Annotated in this window: 16 protein-coding genes and 1 tRNA gene; 1 reads left to right on the top strand and 16 read right to left on the bottom strand. The window is 30.9% G+C overall.

The genetic code is table 11. From position 1 onward, the window contains the following. Nucleotides 1-105: 105 nt before the first annotated feature. From tuf to ACVHXK_RS04795, 12 genes are all read right to left on the bottom strand, one after another. On the bottom strand, nt 106-1299 hold the full coding sequence (tuf, locus tag ACVHXK_RS04740) for an elongation factor Tu (RefSeq protein WP_461205206.1): 1194 nt from the start codon (nt 1297-1299) through the stop codon (nt 106-108). Between the two features lie 93 nt (nt 1300-1392). Continuing rightward, nucleotides 1393-1468: transfer RNA gene (locus ACVHXK_RS04745), tRNA-Thr, on the bottom strand. A gap of 148 nt (nt 1469-1616) precedes the next feature. After that, entirely contained in the window at nt 1617-2282 is a 666-nt protein-coding gene (gene sigH, locus ACVHXK_RS04750; RefSeq protein WP_461205220.1) for an RNA polymerase sporulation sigma factor SigH, read from the bottom strand. Nucleotides 2283-2372: 90 nt separating this feature from the next. After that, nucleotides 2373-2882, bottom strand: coding sequence for an NYN domain-containing protein (locus ACVHXK_RS04755; protein ID WP_461205221.1), 510 nt, complete (start codon nt 2880-2882; stop codon nt 2373-2375). 11 nt (nt 2883-2893) lie between these two features. Beyond that, on the bottom strand, nt 2894-3799 hold the full coding sequence (rlmB, locus tag ACVHXK_RS04760) for a 23S rRNA (guanosine(2251)-2'-O)-methyltransferase RlmB (RefSeq protein ID WP_461205222.1): 906 nt from the start codon (nt 3797-3799) through the stop codon (nt 2894-2896). A gap of 202 nt (nt 3800-4001) precedes the next feature. Further along, a complete protein-coding gene (locus tag ACVHXK_RS04765; RefSeq protein ID WP_461205223.1) occupies nt 4002-5324 on the bottom strand; it encodes an FAD-dependent thymidylate synthase in 1323 nt (440 codons plus the stop codon). A 141-nt stretch (nt 5325-5465) separates the two neighbouring features. Then, a complete protein-coding gene (locus tag ACVHXK_RS04770; RefSeq protein ID WP_461205224.1) occupies nt 5466-5882 on the bottom strand; it encodes a Mini-ribonuclease 3 in 417 nt (138 codons plus the stop codon). Nucleotides 5883-6202: 320 nt separating this feature from the next. Then, entirely contained in the window at nt 6203-7603 is a 1401-nt protein-coding gene (gene cysS, locus ACVHXK_RS04775) for a cysteine--tRNA ligase (RefSeq protein WP_461205225.1), read from the bottom strand. A gap of 13 nt (nt 7604-7616) precedes the next feature. Continuing rightward, entirely contained in the window at nt 7617-8828 is a 1212-nt protein-coding gene (ilvA, locus tag ACVHXK_RS04780) for a threonine ammonia-lyase (protein WP_461205226.1), read from the bottom strand. A 51-nt stretch (nt 8829-8879) separates the two neighbouring features. After that, a complete protein-coding gene (locus ACVHXK_RS04785) occupies nt 8880-10592 on the bottom strand; it encodes a proline--tRNA ligase (protein WP_461205227.1) in 1713 nt (570 codons plus the stop codon). Between the two features lie 348 nt (nt 10593-10940). Beyond that, the gene (gene ispD / locus ACVHXK_RS04790) at nt 10941-11642 is read right to left on the bottom strand and encodes a 2-C-methyl-D-erythritol 4-phosphate cytidylyltransferase (RefSeq protein WP_461205228.1); all 702 of its coding nucleotides are present in this window, start codon (nt 11640-11642) and stop codon (nt 10941-10943) included. 11 nt (nt 11643-11653) lie between these two features. Then, nucleotides 11654-12736, bottom strand: a complete 1083-nt coding sequence (locus ACVHXK_RS04795; protein WP_461205229.1) for a PIN domain-containing protein — start codon at nt 12734-12736, stop codon at nt 11654-11656. A gap of 336 nt (nt 12737-13072) precedes the next feature. On the opposite strand from ACVHXK_RS04795, the gene ACVHXK_RS04800 reads away from it, so the two are divergent. Then, nucleotides 13073-13474, top strand: a complete 402-nt coding sequence (locus ACVHXK_RS04800) for a nucleoside triphosphate pyrophosphohydrolase family protein (RefSeq protein ID WP_461205230.1) — start codon at nt 13073-13075, stop codon at nt 13472-13474. A gap of 87 nt (nt 13475-13561) precedes the next feature. On the opposite strand, the gene disA is transcribed toward ACVHXK_RS04800, so the two are convergent. The 4 genes from disA to ACVHXK_RS04820 form a co-directional block, all read right to left on the bottom strand. Next, on the bottom strand, nt 13562-14626 hold the full coding sequence (gene disA / locus ACVHXK_RS04805) for a DNA integrity scanning diadenylate cyclase DisA (RefSeq protein WP_461205231.1): 1065 nt from the start codon (nt 14624-14626) through the stop codon (nt 13562-13564). A gap of 197 nt (nt 14627-14823) precedes the next feature. After that, nucleotides 14824-16179, bottom strand: coding sequence for a DNA repair protein RadA (gene radA, locus ACVHXK_RS04810; protein WP_461205232.1), 1356 nt, complete (start codon nt 16177-16179; stop codon nt 14824-14826). Nucleotides 16180-16588: 409 nt separating this feature from the next. Next, the gene (locus ACVHXK_RS04815) at nt 16589-19042 is read right to left on the bottom strand and encodes an ATP-dependent Clp protease ATP-binding subunit (protein WP_461205233.1); all 2454 of its coding nucleotides are present in this window, start codon (nt 19040-19042) and stop codon (nt 16589-16591) included. Between the two features lie 166 nt (nt 19043-19208). After that, nucleotides 19209-20240, bottom strand: coding sequence for a protein arginine kinase (locus ACVHXK_RS04820; RefSeq protein ID WP_461205253.1), 1032 nt, complete (start codon nt 20238-20240; stop codon nt 19209-19211). Nucleotides 20241-20246 lie beyond the last annotated feature (6 nt).

Consider the following 20246-nt stretch of genomic DNA (forward strand, 5'->3'; position numbering starts at 1 on the left):
ACAACTTAACATCTATGTCAACAATAAAATAGCCTAATGGCCTTTTAAATAGGACTAAGTTACAAACTTAGTCCTATTTAAAAGTTAAGTCATTATAAATATCATCTATTCTATAATAGTAGTAACAACACCAGAACCTACAGTTCTTCCACCTTCTCTGATGGCAAATCTTAAGTTATCTTCCATTGCTACTGGCATTATTAATTCTACTGTCATATCAATATGGTCACCAGGCATTACCATTTCTACGCCTTCTGGTAAGTTGATTGATCCTGTTACGTCTGTTGTTCTGAAGTAAAATTGTGGTCTGTATCCGTTAAAAAATGGTGTGTGTCTTCCACCTTCTTCTTTTTTAAGTACATATACTTGACCTACAAATTTCTTGTGTGGTGTTACTGTTCCTGGCTTAGAAATTACTTGGCCTCTTTCTATGTCAGCTCTTTGTACTCCTCTTAATAATGCTCCGATGTTATCTCCTGCCATTGCTTCATCTAACATCTTTCTGAACATTTCTACTCCAGTACATGTAGTTTTTCTTGTTTCTTCATGAATTCCTACGATTTCTACTTCGTCTCCTACGTGCAACACGCCTCTTTCTAATCTTCCTGTTGCAACTGTTCCTCTACCTGTAATTGTGAATACATCCTCTACTGGCATTAAGAATGGTTGGTCTGTAGCTCTTTCTGGTGTTGGTATGAATTCATCTACTGCATCCATTAATTGTCCTATGCATTTAGTTTTTTCTGGATTATCTAAGTTTTCTATTACTTCTAAAGCTGATCCAGTTATTACTGGGCATTCATCTCCATCAAATCCATATTCACTTAGTAATTCCCTTACTTCCATTTCTACTAACTCAAGTAATTCTTCATCATCTACTTGGTCTGATTTGTTCAAGAATACTACTATGTGGTTAACACCTACTCTTGATGCCAATAGTATGTGTTCTCTTGTTTGTGGCATTGGACCATCTGCTGCTGATACAACTAAGATAGCTCCATCCATTTGTGCTGCTCCTGTAATCATGTTCTTTACATAATCAGCGTGTCCAGGACAATCAACATGCGCATAGTGTCTTGCATCTGTTTCGTACTCTACGTGTGCTGTATTGATTGTAATTCCTCTTTCTTTTTCTTCTGGTGCTTTGTCAATTTGATCGTATTTTTGTGCTGTTGCTTTTCCATCTTTTGCAAGCACCAATGTGATTGCCGCTGTTAATGTTGTCTTACCATGGTCAACGTGACCTATTGTTCCGATGTTTACATGTGGTTTTGTTCTTTCAAACTTTGCTCTTGCCATAATAATATCCTCCTAACTTTCCTATAAAGTTTATTTTTAGACCCGTTTTCGTAAACTCACCCACGTGTATGCAATTTAAATTGCACGTGAAATTGGAGCCCACGACCGGGCTTGAACCGGCGACCTCCACCTTACCAAGGTGACGCTCTGCCTGCTGAGCTACATGGGCACAATTCTATTAAAACAGGAAACGGATCTTCAACCTGCTCTTTTGAATAGAGTAAACCAATTACAAATTCACAACTATCACAAAATGTGCCTTCAGCTATATACCAATTATAAATTTTACTATTTTAAAATTTCTTTGTCAATATTTTTTATTCTTTATTTAAACATTTTTCTAATTTTCTTTTAACTCTTTGAAGCGCATTATCGATAGATTTAGCTTGTCTATCTAAATCGCAAGCAATTTCTTGATACGATTTACCTTGCAGATAGTACCCTAAAACCTCCAGTTCCAAGCTTGACAGTGATTTCATAATTTCCTTTTCAATTTTGGAAACTTCTTCTCTGCTTATTATTAACTCTTCAGGATCAGATATTTTAACTGTAGCTAAAACATCTAATAATGTTCTATCTGATTCCTCGTCATATATAGGTTTATTTAGCGAAATATATGTATTTAAAGGTATATGCTTTTGCCTTGTAGCTGTCTTGATTGCCGTAATTATTTGTCTTGTTATACATAACTCTGCAAAAGCTTTAAAAGAACTCAATTTATCCATTTTAAAGTCTCTTACAGCTTTGTATAATCCTATCATACCTTCTTGATATATATCTTCTCTATCTGCTCCAATCAAGAAATATGACTTTGATTTAGCTTTAACAAAATTTTTATATTTATTAATCAAATACTCCTCAGCATAAGCATCTCCATTTTTTGCTTCAATAGCGATTTCTTCATCAGGCATATTGTCATAATTACGATTTGTTGAAGTAAGATTATGATCTTTTTTACTAAGATTTTCTGATTTTTGAGACAAAATATCTCCTCCAAATAAATTATACATAGTATAAATTTTACCATTTTTATATAACAATTATACATTATTGACAATTAAGGAGTCAAGAAATTATTTACTTCTTCTTATTTTTTCTAGCTTATTCGCTATTTCACTGTCAATTCTCTCATGAAGAAAATTTTTACTTTTCGTTTCACTTTTTTTAGTTTGTTTTTTTATGATTTTCTTAGTTTTCAATACTTCATGATAAAATTCTAAACTAGGAACTCTTGTAGCACCTCTTTGAAAAATTAACTGCTGCTCTAATGAATCATTCGTTACAACGCTAACATCAACTTTTCTACCAATTTTACTGATATATTTTTCAATAAAACTATCGGCAGTCTCGCCTTCTTTAGTAAATACAATATGTATATTACCAATTTTGTCAACCTTTTCTAAACTACCGTGAACGAGATGCGCATCAAAAACTATAAACATTTTTACACCTTTATACGATGAATAATCTTGAAGATTATCTATCAATTCAGCTCTTGCCATTTCAAAACTAAAATCCTTGGTTTTTTTTAAACCTGGCCAGCAGTTTATAACATTATACCCATCCACAAACACATACTTCATTTTTTCAGCCCCTATTTTTCAAGTTTTTGCTTAAGAACTTCATACATCATTATCCCTGCTGCTACCGAAGCATTTAACGATGTAATTTCACCTACCATCGGTATTTTCACTAATTTATCACATTTTGTTTTAGTTAATTTTGATATTCCTTTACCTTCGCTACCTATAACTAACGCAATTGGTCCAGTCAATTTTGATTCATAACAATATTCTGTACCTTCCATATCAGCACCAAAAACCCATAAACCCTTGTCTTTCAAAGTATCGATTGCTACATTTATATTAGCGACTTTTGCTATCTTCATATGTTCAACTGCTCCCACAGAACTTTTATACACCGTTGATGTAACTCCCACATTTCTTCTCTTAGGAATTATAATGCCATGAGCTCCGCTTATTTCTGCCGTTCTTATTATTGCTCCAAAGTTATGGGGATCCTCTATTTCATCAAGAACAATAACAAATGGGTCCTCTTCTTTTTTTCTTGCTTCTTCCATAATTTCTTCTATTTCAAAATATTTATAAGGAGTAGTTTGAAGTATAACTCCTTGATGTGCTTCAGTCTGAGACATAAAATCAAGTTTTTTTCTTTCAACTTCTTTAACTACTATTCCTTTTTCCTTAGCAATAGCCCTTATTTTTGTAATAGAGCCACTCACACTTCCTTTTGCTACGTATAACTGTTCCACTGTTTTTTCTGACTTTAAAGCTTCGATAACAGCATTTCTACCTTCAATAAGATCTTCTCTTACCTCTTTAGTGGAAATTTTTTCATCATTTTTATATTTCTTTTCAGAATTTTTATCAAAATTTTTCTTAAATGATTTATTTTTATCGTAACTTTTTTCGTTATTTCTTTCTCCTGTTTTGTTATTTCTAAAATTATTATTTTTATTATCTCTATTTCTATTTGCCATTGTTTTAACGCTCTCTTTCTTAAAATTATATTTAAATTTTTTAAAATTTTACGATTATTTATTATAATTAATATCTATTATAGAATTATATCACACACTTGTTAATTTGGTTGTAAATTCAATAATTTCCTTCGATTTTTACTATTCCCTACATAACACTACTTTATAATCTCAAAAATTATATTTTAAACAATATAATTTTTTATCGGAATTTTTCTCTCATTTCTGATTGACTACCACACGAAAGTTTTCCTTCTTTGCATTTACCAAATACACAGGACGGAAGTGCATTTTCATATAGAACATTAGACTTCTTTCTTAAAATCATCAGCTTTTTCGTTGCTAACTCTCTAATCTCCCATTGTGCATTCATGCATGTTCTTTCTGCTAACATTTCAGTATCTATCCTTGCATTTGTTGAAATAATAAATTTAATTTGGTCACAATTCAAAATAAATGGATATGCTTTATCTTGACCATATTTTTCAAAAACATATACTCTAAATTTTTTATATTCATCTGTTAACTTATAATATTCATTGAAAAAAATAGATTTTTCAATACTCTTTGGTACAACAATAGGTCTGTCTTTTTTTATTATAATATTATCCAAATCTTCTCTATGATTTTGAGAAAGCCTATGTCTAATTTGTTGATGATAAGTTACCATACTGCACATCATTCCAAAGGTTGTTCTAGCTTGTTCAGCTATACTATCATGTCCATACCCTAAAACTCTTTCAACAACCCCTTCTGCTTTATCTATGGCTTCTTCTCCCCATTTAATCAATGTTTCTGATACGGTTCTTGCCTGTGTACTAGTTAAAGCACCTAGTCCTACTTTTAAATCTATATTTTCAAAACAATTTAATAAAACCATATTTTTTTCATGATTGATCTTATCCATATCTTTTGTGTATAAACTCTGAATAATGTCTTTATCTTTACCTCCATCATAAGAATTCGGAAGCAAATGAGCCAATTTATTTGGTAAAATTTTAGATATTTCTTCTCTTAATTCAGTAAAAATACTTAAATATCGCTTGTCATTAATAAGCAAAAATAACTCATAAAGTTTGTCGCCAGTCATAGCTACACAAACATTAGTTTTAGTAGCTAAAGGTAAAATATACCGTGCGTCCTCAATTGGTATCTCATACTTATAATTATTTATTTTGGGTCTGCCTTTAAAATTTCCATCTTTCATCTGAGACATTGTTTCGTATAATTTAAATAATTTCTCCGTTAATTCTTTTGCTTTTTTATTATCCTCATCATCCAATACAGGTAATTTGTACGAATCCTCTTTCATTGTTACATATCTTTGACTTTGCTGTACATAGGAATCTTTTAGTTCACATAATAATGTACTTTGTATTCTATCTATTCCTTCTGCAACAAAAGATATATTTGTAGTTTTTAAAATCTCTTTAATTGTTTTTTCATCTAAGTATTTGATTTTATTTTTTTCTATCAAAAGCTCAACTTTATCTAATCCTGTATGCTCAAAATTTGAAATTCTCATATATTTCTTAACCTCCTAAATATGCCATCAACCCATTTTATAAATGTACGTTCCTTTATTCCACCAGCTGCAATTATAGCTTCATCTAGCAAAAATGATATTTTTTTTCATGTCAATAATTCTTTTAATCTTAATTTATTTTTATATCTCTTTATCTTTAATAACTAAACTCATTATGTAATTCAATCGCTCTTGCTGTTCTGTTAAATATAGATACCCAATAAGGGCTTCAAATCCAGTAGCTGATTTGTAATCCCTAACTGTTGCATTTTTAGGTATTGAACCCGACTTGCAATTTCTTGCTCTTTTAAAGATAGACAGCTCTTCTTCCGATAATTCCTCCATTATTTTCATCATTACTTCTGATTGTGCACTTGCTTTCACAAAAGAAGTAGCTATTTTATGTAATTTATTAACAGAAAACTCTCTTTTTTCATCCACTAAATAAGTTCTTATAAACAAATCAAAAACCGTATCTCCTACATAGGCTAAAACCAACGGATTAAGAAATTTTGCATCTTTTTCATTAAATTTTTCTTTAAATTTATTAAATTCCATTTTTTTCTCCAACTATTTATTTTATTCACATGCCAAAATATAGAATTCCCAATTCATTCATTGCTTTATCCCTACATTAATTAGTAAATCGGTAAATATTTTCCTAAGGAACAAATCAAATTCATAATTACTAATCTATATACTAACTTTCATTATACTTTATTTTGCAATAGTTAGGCAATAAATAATATAATTCTATTCTATTTAATTTATTGTCTATGTTTTAGAATACTGTTAATATTAAAACTTTTCCTAAGTAAATTAATTTAGTCCAAAAATAATTCTTCACTACGTAAAAAAAGAGCATATTCACGCTCTTTTTATTTCACTACTTTCCATCTGACACCTTGTGGGGTATCCTCTAATACAATATTTTTTTCTTTAAGTATATCTCTAATTTCATCTGCTTTTGCCCAATTCTTCTCTAATCTAGCTTTTTGCCTTTGTTCAATTAACTTCTCTATTTCATCGTTTATCTCACCTTTTGTTGTCTCTTGTAACAGTGTAAGTGGAGACCCTAAATCTTTTATTAAAGAAAGAATCTTATTGACTAATTCTTTTGAATTTATTCCACTTACATTAGTATTTACATCTTTTATTAAATCAAACATAATCGAAATAGCATCTGCAGTATTAAAATCATCATCCATCTTAGCTATGAAATTTTCTTTATATTTTAAAAGGGAATTAAAATATACCTCTTCCTCTTGCACTATTTTATCAATTTGCGATTCTTCAAGAAGATTTTCAAGATTAGAAATTGCATTATAAAGCCTTTCAAGAGAAGCTTTAGCACTCTCTAATAAGTCACGACTAAAATTCAAAGGTGTTCTATAATGAGCTGAAAGCATAAATAATCTTATTACCTCAGCATCATATTGTTCTAGTATTTCTCTTGCAGTAAAAAAATTATTAAGAGATTTTGACATTTTTTTATTGTCTATATTCAAAAAAGCAGAATGCATCCAGTAGTTAGCAAAAGTCTTACCACTTTTAGCTTCACTCTGTGCAATCTCATTTTCATGGTGTGGGAATTTCAAATCTACTCCCCCTGCATGAATATCAATTGTATCTCCTAATATTTTTCCTGCCATACATGAACATTCAATATGCCATCCAGGTCTTCCCATACCCCATGGACTATTCCAAGCAGGTTCCTCTGGTTTTTGACTTTTCCATATTGCAAAATCTGTTGGGTTCTTTTTTCTCTCATCTACTTTAATTCTTGCTCCAGCTTGTAGGTCTTCTAGACTTTGACCTGCCAACTTACCATATTGCGGAAATTTACTAGTGCTAAAATAGACATCGCCATCAACCTCATAAGCATAGCCCTTATCTTCTAATTCTTTTACAAACTTAATTATATCCCCTATATAGTCTGTAGCTTTAGGGTTAAAAGTTGCTCTCTTTATTTTCAGCGCATCTGCATCTTTATAGTACTCATCTATATATCTTTTACCAAGCTGTTTTACTGTAATTCCTTCTGTATTTGCTTTCTTTATCATCTTATCATCAATATCTGTAAAGTTTTGAACATAATTTACTTTATACCCTCTATATTCTAAGTATCTTCTAACAGTATCAAAAACCACAAAAGTCCTTGCATTACCTATATGGAAAAAATTATAAACTGTAGGACCACAAACATACATGTTCACTTCGTCCTTGTTCAAAGGTATAAACTCTTCTTTTTGTCTTGTCAATGAATTAAATATTTTCACTTTAAGACCTCCCTTATCTTAAAATATCTATCTCATACCCTCTATTTTTTAGTTCGTTCAATATACTGTATGACTGTTCTCTGGATTCTGTTTCTATCTCAAATGTTACAGTTGCATATTCTAATCCTTTTTCTTCCCATGTTTTTTCCTGTCTAACCTTAATAATGTTAGCACCTAAAGACCCTAATGTAGTTATAAAGTACCCTAGCTGTCCCATTTTATCCTTAATATCAACATTGAAACTAATTCGTCTTTTAGTTAGAATTAATTGTCTGTCAATTATTTTAGAAACCATGGCTATATCTATATTACCTCCACTTATCAAAGACACTACTTTTTTACCTCTATAATCCACTTTACCAGAAAGTAGTGCAGCTAAAGAAACAGCTCCTGCTCCTTCCGCCATCAGTTTACCTCTTTCTAAAAGGAGATAAATAGCATGTGCAATGTCATCTTCTGAAACAGTTACTATTTTATCCACATATTTTTTTATATATTGAAAGTTTAAATTTCCGATTTTCCTTACAGAAATCCCATCCGCTAGAGATTTAACCCCCGGAAGAGTTATTATTTCACCTTTTTCAAAAGACATTTTGCCAGAGGGAATCACTTCAGGTTCTACCCCAACTATCTTTATATTACTATTTATTGCCTTTGCAGCAGCTGCCACTCCTGATATAAGTCCTCCACCACCTATAGGTATCAACAATACATCAGCCGTAGGTAGATCTCTTAATATTTCTAGTCCAATGGTCCCCTGGCCCGCAATTACATCTTCATCATCAAAGGGATGGACAAAAGTTGCATCCGTTTCCTTTTTGATTTCCATAGCCTTTTCAAAACACTCATCGTAAACTTCCCCATATTTTACAACAGTAGCTCCATATCCAATAGTAGCCTGAACTTTTGCTAGTGGTGCTGTAACAGGCATGACAATAGTGGATTTAATATTAAAACTGCTTGCTGCATATGCTACTCCTTGAGCATGATTCCCAGCCGAAGATGCAATAACACCTTTATTTCTTTCATCATCACTCAAATTATAAATTTTATTATACGCACCTCGTAATTTAAAAGAACCTGTTTTTTGTTTATTTTCACATTTAAAATATACTTCATTACCTGTGATTTTTGAAAATGTACCAGAATAAATAAGAGGTGTTTTTCTGGCTATATGCTTCAATACTTCTTTTGCTTTCTCAATTTCTTCTAATCCTATATTCATTTTCACACCTCTTCATTATATTCCTTATTTATATATTAATTCTTTATCCAATTACAATTTCATATTGTTATCAGCAAATTCTTCTCTTACTTTACCTAAAGCATCTTCAATTGCAATTTCTGTTTTTTCAGCTTCTTTTCTTAATTTATATTCAACCTTACCCTCAGTTACACCTCTGCCGACAGTAATTCTTATTGGTAATCCAATTAAATCAGCATCCTTAAATTTAACCCCCGGTCTCTCATTTCTATCATCTAATAAAACTTCTACTCCGGCTTCTTTAAGTTCATTATATATTTTCAAAGCAACTTCCATCTGCTTTTCATCCTTTACTTTAACAGGAACAACTACAACATGATAAGGAGCAACAGCTAATGGCCATATTATACCATCTTCATCGTTGTTTTGCTCAATAACAGTAGCCATCGTTCTGTTAACACCTATTCCATAACAACCCATTACAAATGGCTTTAATTTTCCATCTTCATCTGTAAAGTTAGCTCCCATAGCTTCAGAATACTTAGTTCCAAGCTTAAATATGTGACCTACCTCTATTCCTCTTGCTATGGTAATACTACTACCACATTTTGGACAAGTATCATCTTTAGTTACATTTCTATAGTCTCCAATTGTTCCATCAAAATCTTTTTTATAGTTAACATTAACATAATGGTATCCAGTATGGTTTGCCCCTACAATAAAATTGTACATCTCAGTAACTTCAATATCAATAAAAGTTTCATCTACTTTTAATCCTATTGGGCCTGCAAATCCAATTCCAGCACTAGTGGCTTCAAATACTTCTTCTTCATTAGCCATTTCAAAATCAACGACTCCACCTATTGCATTTTTAACCTTTGTTTCATTAACATCTCTATCTCCTCTTACTAGAACAGCAACTATTTTTTCATCTGCTCTAAATATCAACGTCTTCACAAATTTCTTAGATGTTGTATTAAAGAAGTCAACTAGGTCATCAATTGTTTTTACATTTGGTGTTTCAATTTCCTCATAGTCTTTATATTCTTCTTTTTCAGCCATTTCAGCTGTAGAAGGCGCTTTCTCCATATTAGCAGCATATCCACATTCATTACAGAATACAACCTCATCCTCACCGATTTCTGATTTAACCATAAATTCAGCTGATGCACTTCCACCTATAGCTCCTGAATCAGCTTCAACTGCTGAAGTTTTAAGTCCACATCTTTCAAAAACTTTTACATAAGCATCATACATTTTATCATATGAAGCATTCAATCCCTCATAATCTCTATCAAAACTATATGCATCTTTCATTATGAATTCTCTTGATCTCATTACTCCAAATCTTGGTCTTCTTTCATCTCTATATTTAGTTTGAATTTGATACAGATTAATTGGCATTTGTTTATAAGATTTTATTTCACCTCTAGCTATTTCTGTAAAAACTTCTTCATGTGTAGGCCCTAAACAAAATTCTCTACTGCTCCTATCATGAAATCTAAATAATTCTGGACCATAAGCATACCATCTTCCTGATTCTTCCCATAATTCTGCTGGTACCATAGCTGATGCTAAGAATTCTTGTGCTCCAGTAGCATCCATTTCTTCTCTAATTATATTTTCAACCTTCTTTAAACTTCTTAACCCAAAAGGTAATGTATTATACACTCCTGATGCAAGTTTTCTAATGATCCCCGCCCTCAACATTAATTGGTGACTTGCAATTTCAGCCTCAGCTGGAATTTCTCTTTTTGTTATAATTAACATATCTTTCATTTTCATATTGTTTCCTCCTAAATTATTATAGATTATACCTAAAAATGTTTAACTATTGTTTTTATATTAAATATTATTAACTATTTTTTTATTGCATAGGAAAAGGAAAATATATTTCCTTATACATAAAAAAACCCACCCTATATTAGGGCGAGTTTATCGCGGTACCACCTAAATTATTTCTTAATTTCATAACGGAATATCCGGTAGGTTTTGCCTACTGCTCAAAAGCAGGTTCGAAGCTATAGAAAATCTTTCAGCCTATGGATTTTCTCTCTTTAAGTTACGCCTCTACTATTCTTTATCAACGCATAATATATAATTTTATAAAGTAATTATACTTACATCTATATTTCATGTCAATATATTCTTACTATTAAGTATTATTTCTCCTAGCTGCAAATCTTCTGGTGTAGTTATTTTAATATTATTATAGCTTCCTGGGTAAACATAAACCTTATGTCCACAGGCTTCTACAACAGCTGTGTCATCAGTTACAATAATTTTTGATTTATTAATTTTTCTATGAGATTCTAAAATTGTTTTATACTGAAAACATTGTGGAGTTTGAATACAAACTAACTCATCCCTAACCAAAGTTTTACTACCAAATCCATCTGTATTAACCACCTTGATAGTATCTTTAGGTCTCACTCCACAAGCAGCGGCTTTATATTTTTTTGCATACTCTATTCCATTACTTATTATATCCTTACTTACGAAAGGTCTTGCTCCATCATGGATTAAGACAACATCTTTTTCTTCTACTTGGGCTGCATTTAATCCATTAACAACAGAACTTTGGCGTGTATCTCCTCCAAAAATAATATTACTAATCTTTTTAAATATATTAAAATCCACATTACTTTTAAAATATTCAAAATCCTCTTTTGCTAAAACCAGAACTATATCATCAATATCACTATTTTCTTCAAAACATCTAATAGTATGCCACAATATTGGCTTACCTTTAAGAAGCAAAAATTGTTTATTAATACTGGCATTCATTCTACTACCTCTACCTGCTGCCACTATTATTGCGCAATTTCTTCCCATAAAATATCTCCCTACTTTTTTTGCTTTGCAAAAATCATTCTACCTGCAGCAGTTTGCAATACCGAAGTTACAATTACATCCATTATTTCATTGATATGCCTTCTACCACCTTCAACAACAATCATTGTACCATCATCAAGATAAGCAATACCTTGCTCTTGCTCTTTACCATCCTTTATTATTTGGATAGTCATCTCTTCTCCTGGTAAAACTACAGGCTTAACAGCATTTGCTAATTCATTAATATTCAATACTGGAACTCCTTGAACTCCTGCTACTTTATTTAAATTATAGTCATTTGTTATAACCATACCATTCATTGTTTTGGCAAGCTTCAAAAGTTTACTATCAACTTCTTGAATTTCAGGAAAATCCTTGTCAGTTATAACTATTTCTAGTTTCAATTCCTTTTGCATCTTGTTTAAAATATCTAATCCTCTTCTACCTCTATTTCTCTTAAGACTATCCGATGAATCTGCAATATGTCTTAATTCATCTAAAACAAAATTAGGTATTATTAGAGCACCTTCTATAAATCCGGTCTGAGAGATATCTAAAACTCTACCATCAATAATAACTGACGTATCTAGAACTTTAGGAACTCCTTTACATTTTACAACTTTCTTTTCCTTTGAATTAGCTGTGTTCTTTCTTACACTAGGTAATATCTGAATTAATTCATCTTTCTTTCTTAAACCTATTTCTGCTCCTAGTGCAGCCATTATCAATGCTAGTATAATTCCTATAATGTTACCAATCACACCAAACTTAGAAAGTAAATTTACAAATAACAGTGAAATCAAAAGCCCTGCAATAGCCCCTAAAGTACCCATCAAAATTTCTTCACCGGACTTTTTTTGTATATTATCTTCAAAATAATTCATAATCTTTATAATTACAGAATTAATAAGTGGTGATAATAAATAAAAAATAAGACCAAATAGAATCGAAATAAAACCAATAAATAAAATTGTTAACCATCCCGAAGATTTGAAATACTCAAGCCTACTCAAAGTAATTAATACTTCTCCAACAAAATAACCCACAATAAGTCCTATTAAAGTAAATAATCCCTTTAACACTTTATTAAACATAATTCCCCTCCTTTCAAATATAATTATATCTATTATATCTAATAATAACAATATATAGTATCCACCATAGCTTTTCAACAAAAAAACACTTTATTAATAAATTATTTACCATTTTAAGTGAAATTTAATATAATAACTATGATTATACTTATAATTATAACCAATATTTAACTTTCAAATCCCCCTATCAATATTTAATATAATGCAATACTATATTAATAACACAATTCATTCTATTAATTAATAACTTAATTGACAAAATTGCACTAAACTAATTATAATTTTATTTAAGGAATTCTAATAATTTTCTCTGGATAAGGAGTTGATCCGGTAATAATGAAGGATGTAATTTTTGACGATTATCAAAACATAGTAAATGAAAGTCTTTTACGTCACAAAAGTATATTAGATATTATGACTAAGTTGCAAGAATCACAAAGCAGAATAAATCGAGCAGTCGCAAAATCAGTAACAAATTGCGGATGCATAAAAATAAAGGCTGAAAAACAAAATATTCCTAATGATGAGAACGCTCGTATAGAAGATTTGAAAGCTAGCTTTAATTCTCAAATTGAAGGTCAATTATGTGATAATTGCAGGGAAATTATAGAAAGAGAACTAGGAACAAATATGTTCTATATTGCTTCCTTATGTAATTCTCTAGATTTAAACCTATACGATATACTATTAAAAGAATATGACAAGATTAAAATTCTAGGGAAGTTTACTTTTAGATAAAATTTAAAGATTGTTATAGCACAAAACAACCTTATTTTGTGCTATTTTTATTTTATTATACCAAATACATTTTGGAATTATTTCAAACTAATACTGTTTATCAATAATGATTTGCTCTCTCAAATTTCTAAGACCATTTTTAATAGCTTTGGCTCTTGCTTCTCCAATACCATCTACCCTATCTAGTTCTTCATAAGAAGCTTCCATGACTGTTGTAAGTTTATTAAACTCATTAACCAGATTATCAATTACTGCAGAAGGTATTCTTGGTATTTTACTAAGCATTCTATACCCTCTAGGTGACACTATAGTATCCATTAGAGATTCACCTGAGTGCCCCATTAATTTTGAAATCACAACCTTATCTACTAGTTCATCAGAAGACATGTTTTGAATCTGAGAATATATCTTTTTATAATCCAAATTATCCTTATTATAATCTCTTATAAGAAAAATACCATCTTCTTCTACGGATTTAACTAATTCAATTAACTGCATAGATATTAATCTTCCTTCATTTCCAAGCTCAGAAATATACCTTTCTATTTCATCAACAATTCTCATTACCATTTCTGTTCTTTGTATCGCTGCAATTATATCAAACAAAGTAACTAAATCTTGAAATTCAAGTAAATTTAAATTTACTATCGCCCTATCTAGTACAGCAACATATTTCTCTAACGTTTGAAGAGCCTGATTAGCTCTAGCAAGAATAACACTACTATTTCTAAGTACATATTTAGTTGATTTATCATAAATTGTAATTATATTTCTTCTTTGTGATATTGCTATTACAAGGGCGCCTGTTTGTATAGCACATCTTTGTGCTGTTCTATGCCTTGTACCTGTTTCATAAGTTGGAATTGTAAAATCAGTTATTATTTGCGTATTTGCACATAATATTTTCTTAATATCACTACTTATGATAATAGCTCCATCCATCTTAGCTAATTCATAAATATAAGACGGACTGTACTCAGAATCTATCTTAAATCCGCCATCTACTACTTTAAGTATATCTTCTGTATCTCCTACAACAATAAGTCCACCAGTTTTAGCCCTCAAAATATTATCAAGACCTTCTCTTAGTGGAGTTCCTGGAGCTAATTTCTTTAATATTTCAATTAACTTTTCATCCTTTTTATCTCTCATGTTAAACCTCCTCTCACAGAGCATTACAATTCTTTTGATAAAATCTATATCTTTATACTACTAATATTGATTATAATTAAAGTTTTAATTAATTAATAATTCGCAATGAGCAATTTTATATGAAAATAATATGAAAATTTTAAAAATACTATCTAGTATTGAAAAATATTATAGTATCACATTATATACTATTAAAATTAAAAGCATTTGTTGACAACTTCTATTAAAGTTTCTACCGAAATTATATTTGCATTGCTATTTTTAATCTTTTCTCTATTTCTAGATGGTACAATAAAGCTCTGGAATCCCATTTTTAGTCCTTCATTAACTATCTTCTCACAATAGGCAACAGGTCTAACTTCACCTGTTAATCCAACTTCACCAATAACTATAGGCCTAGAATTTTTAAGTGGTGTACTCTTAATACTTGAAATCAAAGCTGCAGCTACACCTAAATCAGCATGTGTACCATCTATACTTAATCCTCCAACCACGTTAACATATACATCATATCCGTAAAAAGGTATTCTTAATTTTTTCTCAAGTACAGCTAATATTAAATTCAACCTAGAATTATCTATTCCTATCCCCGTTCTTCTTGGCATATTCAAATTAGTTTTTGTAACTAGCGCTTGTATCTCAACTAATATAGGTCTTGTTCCTTCAATAATACCAACTATAGCCGATCCTTCTCTTTTTTCTTCCCCTTCTTCTATGAATATTTGTGATGGATTGGATACCTCAACTAGACCCTCTCTTCTCATTTCAAATACACCTATCTCACTAGTTGTACCAAACCTATTCTTGTTTGTACGAAGAATTCTAAATTCTTGAGTCCTCTCTCCTTCAAAAGAAAGAACAGTATCTACCATATGCTCTAAAACTCTTGGCCCTGCTAATGAGCCTTGTTTAGTTACATGTGCAACTATAAAAAACGGAATATTACTTCCTTTTCCAATTCTCATTATATCATTTGCACAATCTCTAACTTGCGAAACACTTCCAGGTGCTGACCCCGATGCTTCTTTGTATAACGTTTGAATAGAATCAATTATAACAAATACAGGTTCTATTTCTCTTATAATACTTTCAATTTTTTCTAAATTAGTTTCAGAATATATAAATAAATCAGGTGATACTGCTCCTAATCTATCTCCTCTAATCTTTATTTGTTCTCCTGACTCTTCTCCTGACACATAAAGAACCTTACCCATTTTTTCAGAAATATAATGTGCAGTTTGAAGCAAAAGCGTTGATTTGCCAATACCTGGGGCACCTGAAATTAAAGTAAGAGACCCTTTTACAATTCCGCCTCCAAGTACTCTATCTAATTCTTTTATTCCCGTACTATACCTTTCGTATTCACCTGATCTTATTTCTGTAATACTTTTAGGCTTATTTTCACTAACTAGACCTCTAATTTTTTCTGTTTTAGGTCTTGCAACTTCTTCTACTGCAGTATTCCATTCAAGACAAGATGGACACTTACCAAACCATTTAACGCTCTGATACCCACACTGTTGACAAGTAAAAACCACTTTACTTTTAGCCAATAAGATACCCCCCCTTCTTTCAATTATCTACATATGATAATATTACAACACAAATCATAATGCAATATAAATTATAATGCATAATGCACAATGCACAATGCACAATGCACAATTGTGGATGATTTTCTTCCCTTTGGTCAGAAAATCTTTAATTGTTAAATCAATTGAGAAATTTTGCATAGCAAAACTTTCTTCAATTGTACCCCCTTTTAATGTTTTAACTGCACTTTGTTTTAATCTTTTAATCTTTTAATCTTTTTATGTTTTAATTTTTTAACTGCACTCTGCACTGTGAACTCTGCACTCTTATTTTTAAAAAACGCTCTGCAAACTTCACTCTTGTTTTAAAAAGAAGTACTTTATATTTTACAAAAGACTACCAACCTAAGTCAGTAGTCTACTTTTTTCCTTATTTTTTATTTATAGTAATAGTTGCTGGTAAAAACACTAATTTGTCATCTTTAACAGATGTAACTACTTTATCTCCTTTATTAATGTTACCTCTTAGTATTTCCTCAGACAAACTATCTTCCACCAACTTTGTAATTGTTCGTCTAAGAGGTCTTGCTCCATAAACAAGATCAAATCCTGATTTAGTTAAAAATTCTTCAGCCTGCTTATCAAAGGAAATAAATATATTTTGTTCTTTTAATCTCCTACTTACTTCTTCTAGCATAATCTTCACTATTTCCTTTAAATCTTTCTCTTGTAGAGAATGAAATACAATAATATCATCTATCCTATTTAAAAACTCAGGTCTAAAGGAACGCCTCAATTCATCCATAATATTATTTTTCATTTTCTCATATTCTGTTTCACTTTCATCATTACCTACAGAAAATCCAAGAGTTTTTTGTTTTTTTATAGTTGAAGCACCTACATTAGATGTCATAATAATTATTGTATTTCTAAAATTAATAGTTTTGCCTTTTCCATCTGTTAAACGACCGTCTTCTAAAATTTGAAGAAGTATATTAAATACTTCTGGATGTGCTTTTTCTATCTCATCAAACAAAATTACTGAATATGGTTTCCTTCTAACTTTTTCTGTTAATTGTCCACCTTCATCATAACCTACATATCCTGGAGGAGACCCTACCAATCTTGAAACAGCATGTTTTTCCATATACTCTGACATATCGATTCTAATCATATTATTCTCGTCGCCGAACATAGCTTCTGCTAGAGACTTTGATAGTTCTGTCTTACCTACTCCTGTAGGCCCTAAGAATATAAATGAACCTATAGGCCTCTTAGGGTCTTTTAGGCCAACTCTGGCTCTTCTTACCGCTCTTGCAATAGACTTAACAGCTTCCTCTTGCCCAACTACTCTTTTATGAAGAATTTTTTCTAGATTAAGCAATCTTTCTGTCTCTGATTGGGTAAGTTTTTCTACTGGCACATTAGTCCATTTAGCAACAACTTCAGCAATTTGCTCTTCTGAAACTATTTTAGTTTCTGTTTGACTTTGCTGTTTCCAATTCTTTTTATAATCCTCCAATTTTGTTCTCAATTCTTTACCTTTATCTCTCAAATTAGCTGCCTTTTCAAAATCCTGAACTGAAATTGCATTTTCTTTTTCATTTTCTATTTTCTGCAATTCCTCTTCAAGATTTTTCATATCAGGTGGTGCAGTTAAAGTTTGTATTCTAACTCTAGCCCCAGCTTCATCTATCAAATCAATTGCCTTATCTGGTAAATATCTATCTGTTATATATCTATCTGATAACTCTACTGCCGCTTTAACAGCTTCATCAGTTATTTTAACACTATGATGTGCCTCATACTTATCTCTTAATCCCATTAATATTTGAACTGATTCTTCTTTTGTAGGCTCACCTACAACAACTGGCTGAAATCTTCTTTCTAATGCAGTATCTTTTTCAATATGTTTTCTATATTCATCTATAGTTGTTGCTCCTATAGCTTGAATTTCTCCTCTTGCTAATGCAGGTTTTAAAATATTAGATGCATCTATAGCCCCTTCTGCTCCACCAGCTCCGATAATAGTATGAATCTCATCTATAAATAAGATCACATTACCAACTTCTCTAATCTCTTCCATAACTTTTTTTAATCTTTCTTCAAATTCACCTCTATATTTAGAACCCGCTACCATTGACGAAAGATCCAAAGTAACTACTCTCTTGTCCTTAAGTATTTCAGGAACAGAGCCACTAATTATCTTTTGAGCTAGCCCTTCTGCTATAGCTGTCTTACCTACTCCAGGATCTCCAATTAAACAAGGATTATTTTTTATTCTTCTGCATAAAATTTCTAAAACTCTTTCAGTTTCTTTGTCCCTACCTATAACAGGGTCTAATTTTTCTTCAAAAGCCATTTGAGTTAGATCTCTTCCGAATTTATTCAATGATGGAGTATCCATGCTATAGTTTTTTGACTTTTGCTGAGATTCTTGAGATATTTCCCCCGTAAAACTACCTAATAATTCTTTCTTTATTTTCTCAAAATCTGCTCCTAAATTACTTAAAATTGTATATGCTACTCCTTCTGCTTCTCCAATAAGCGCTAATAAAATATGCTCAGGTGCAATATGATTATGGCTTAAATTCCTAGCTTCAGTCCAACTTAATTCTAATAATCTTTTAGTTCTTGGAGTTAAAGGAATTTCATTTCTAGATAAACTAGCATCTCCCTTACCTTCAAATTCTTCTATTAATTTTTTAACGTTAGCTTCATTTATACCCATAGCAGTTAATATATTATCGCTTATACCTTTTTCTTTTAATATCCCAAGCAAAATATGCTCTGTCCCAACATACCCATGTTTAAAAAACTGCGCTTCTTCTTGTGCATAATATAAAACTTTTTGTGCTCTTTCAGTAAATCTTCCAAACATCATTATTCACACCTCCTGTAAATTAATTACCAATGCACAATGCACAATGCACAATGCACAATGCACAATTATCGATGATTCTCGTCTGATGCCGAGAATCTTTAATTTAATATATTCATTGATTTTGCTCCGTAAAATCTTCCTTTATTGCTAATTACTCTTTTGATAACTATGCTAATAATTTTTCTTTTACAATTTTAGCTCTTGCTAATTTTAATTCTTTTTCTGATAAATTTTCATTTTCTTGTTGGTTTACTCTTATTACTGAGGGCTGAACATCTATTAACAGTTCATTTAATTTAGTAACATCAACCCCATCTATTATCCCTAGTTGCAAGCCTATTCTTAAGTTTGACAATAAATCCAATGCTTCTTCATCACTTAAAAGAATAGCTGATTTTAATACCCCTAAAGACCTAAACACCCTATCTTCTAACTCATATCTCCTCTTTTTGTATAACCTTTCTCTTGATACCATTTCTTGATTTATTACCCCATTTATTACTGCAGTTAATTTTGCTATAATTTCACTTTCGCTAAGTCCTAAAGTTATTTGATTAGAAATTTGATAAAGCATACCTAGTGCCTTTGATCCTTCACCATACAATCCTCTAATTGTCATTCCAACTTGTGTTAAAGTATTAAACACTCCATTAATCTCTTTAGTCATTGTAAGCGCAGGTAAATGCAACATTGCCGATGCTCTTAATCCCGTCCCCAAATTTGTTGGACAAGTAGTCAAATAACCCAATTGTTCATCAAAAGCAAATTCTAACTTTTCTTCAAGCAAATCATCAATCTTATCAAGATATTCATATGTGTCCTTTAAATTAAATCCCCCTGTTATGCATTGTAACCTTAAATGGTCTTCTTCATTAATCATAATGCTTACAACTTCATCATTATCTATGATAAATGCCGCCTTACTTTTATTCTTTACCAAATTGCTACTAATTAAATGTTTTTCATAATAAGATTTATTAATATTATCGTTATTTTCCCAAAGATAATTAGTTTTATAAATATCTTTAAAACTATCATTTATATAGAATGCCTCTTCTATTTTATTAATAACTTCTTTAGAATTGTGTTCTTCTAATTTTCCTGGAAAAGGTATCTTTACTAGATTTCTAGCAAGTCTAATTCTACTACTGAGGACCACATTCTCATTTGAATTTTCAGCATATATCCAATTCTTCAAAACGCC

The sequence above is a fragment of the Clostridium sp. DL1XJH146 genome (genome assembly GCF_054819755.1).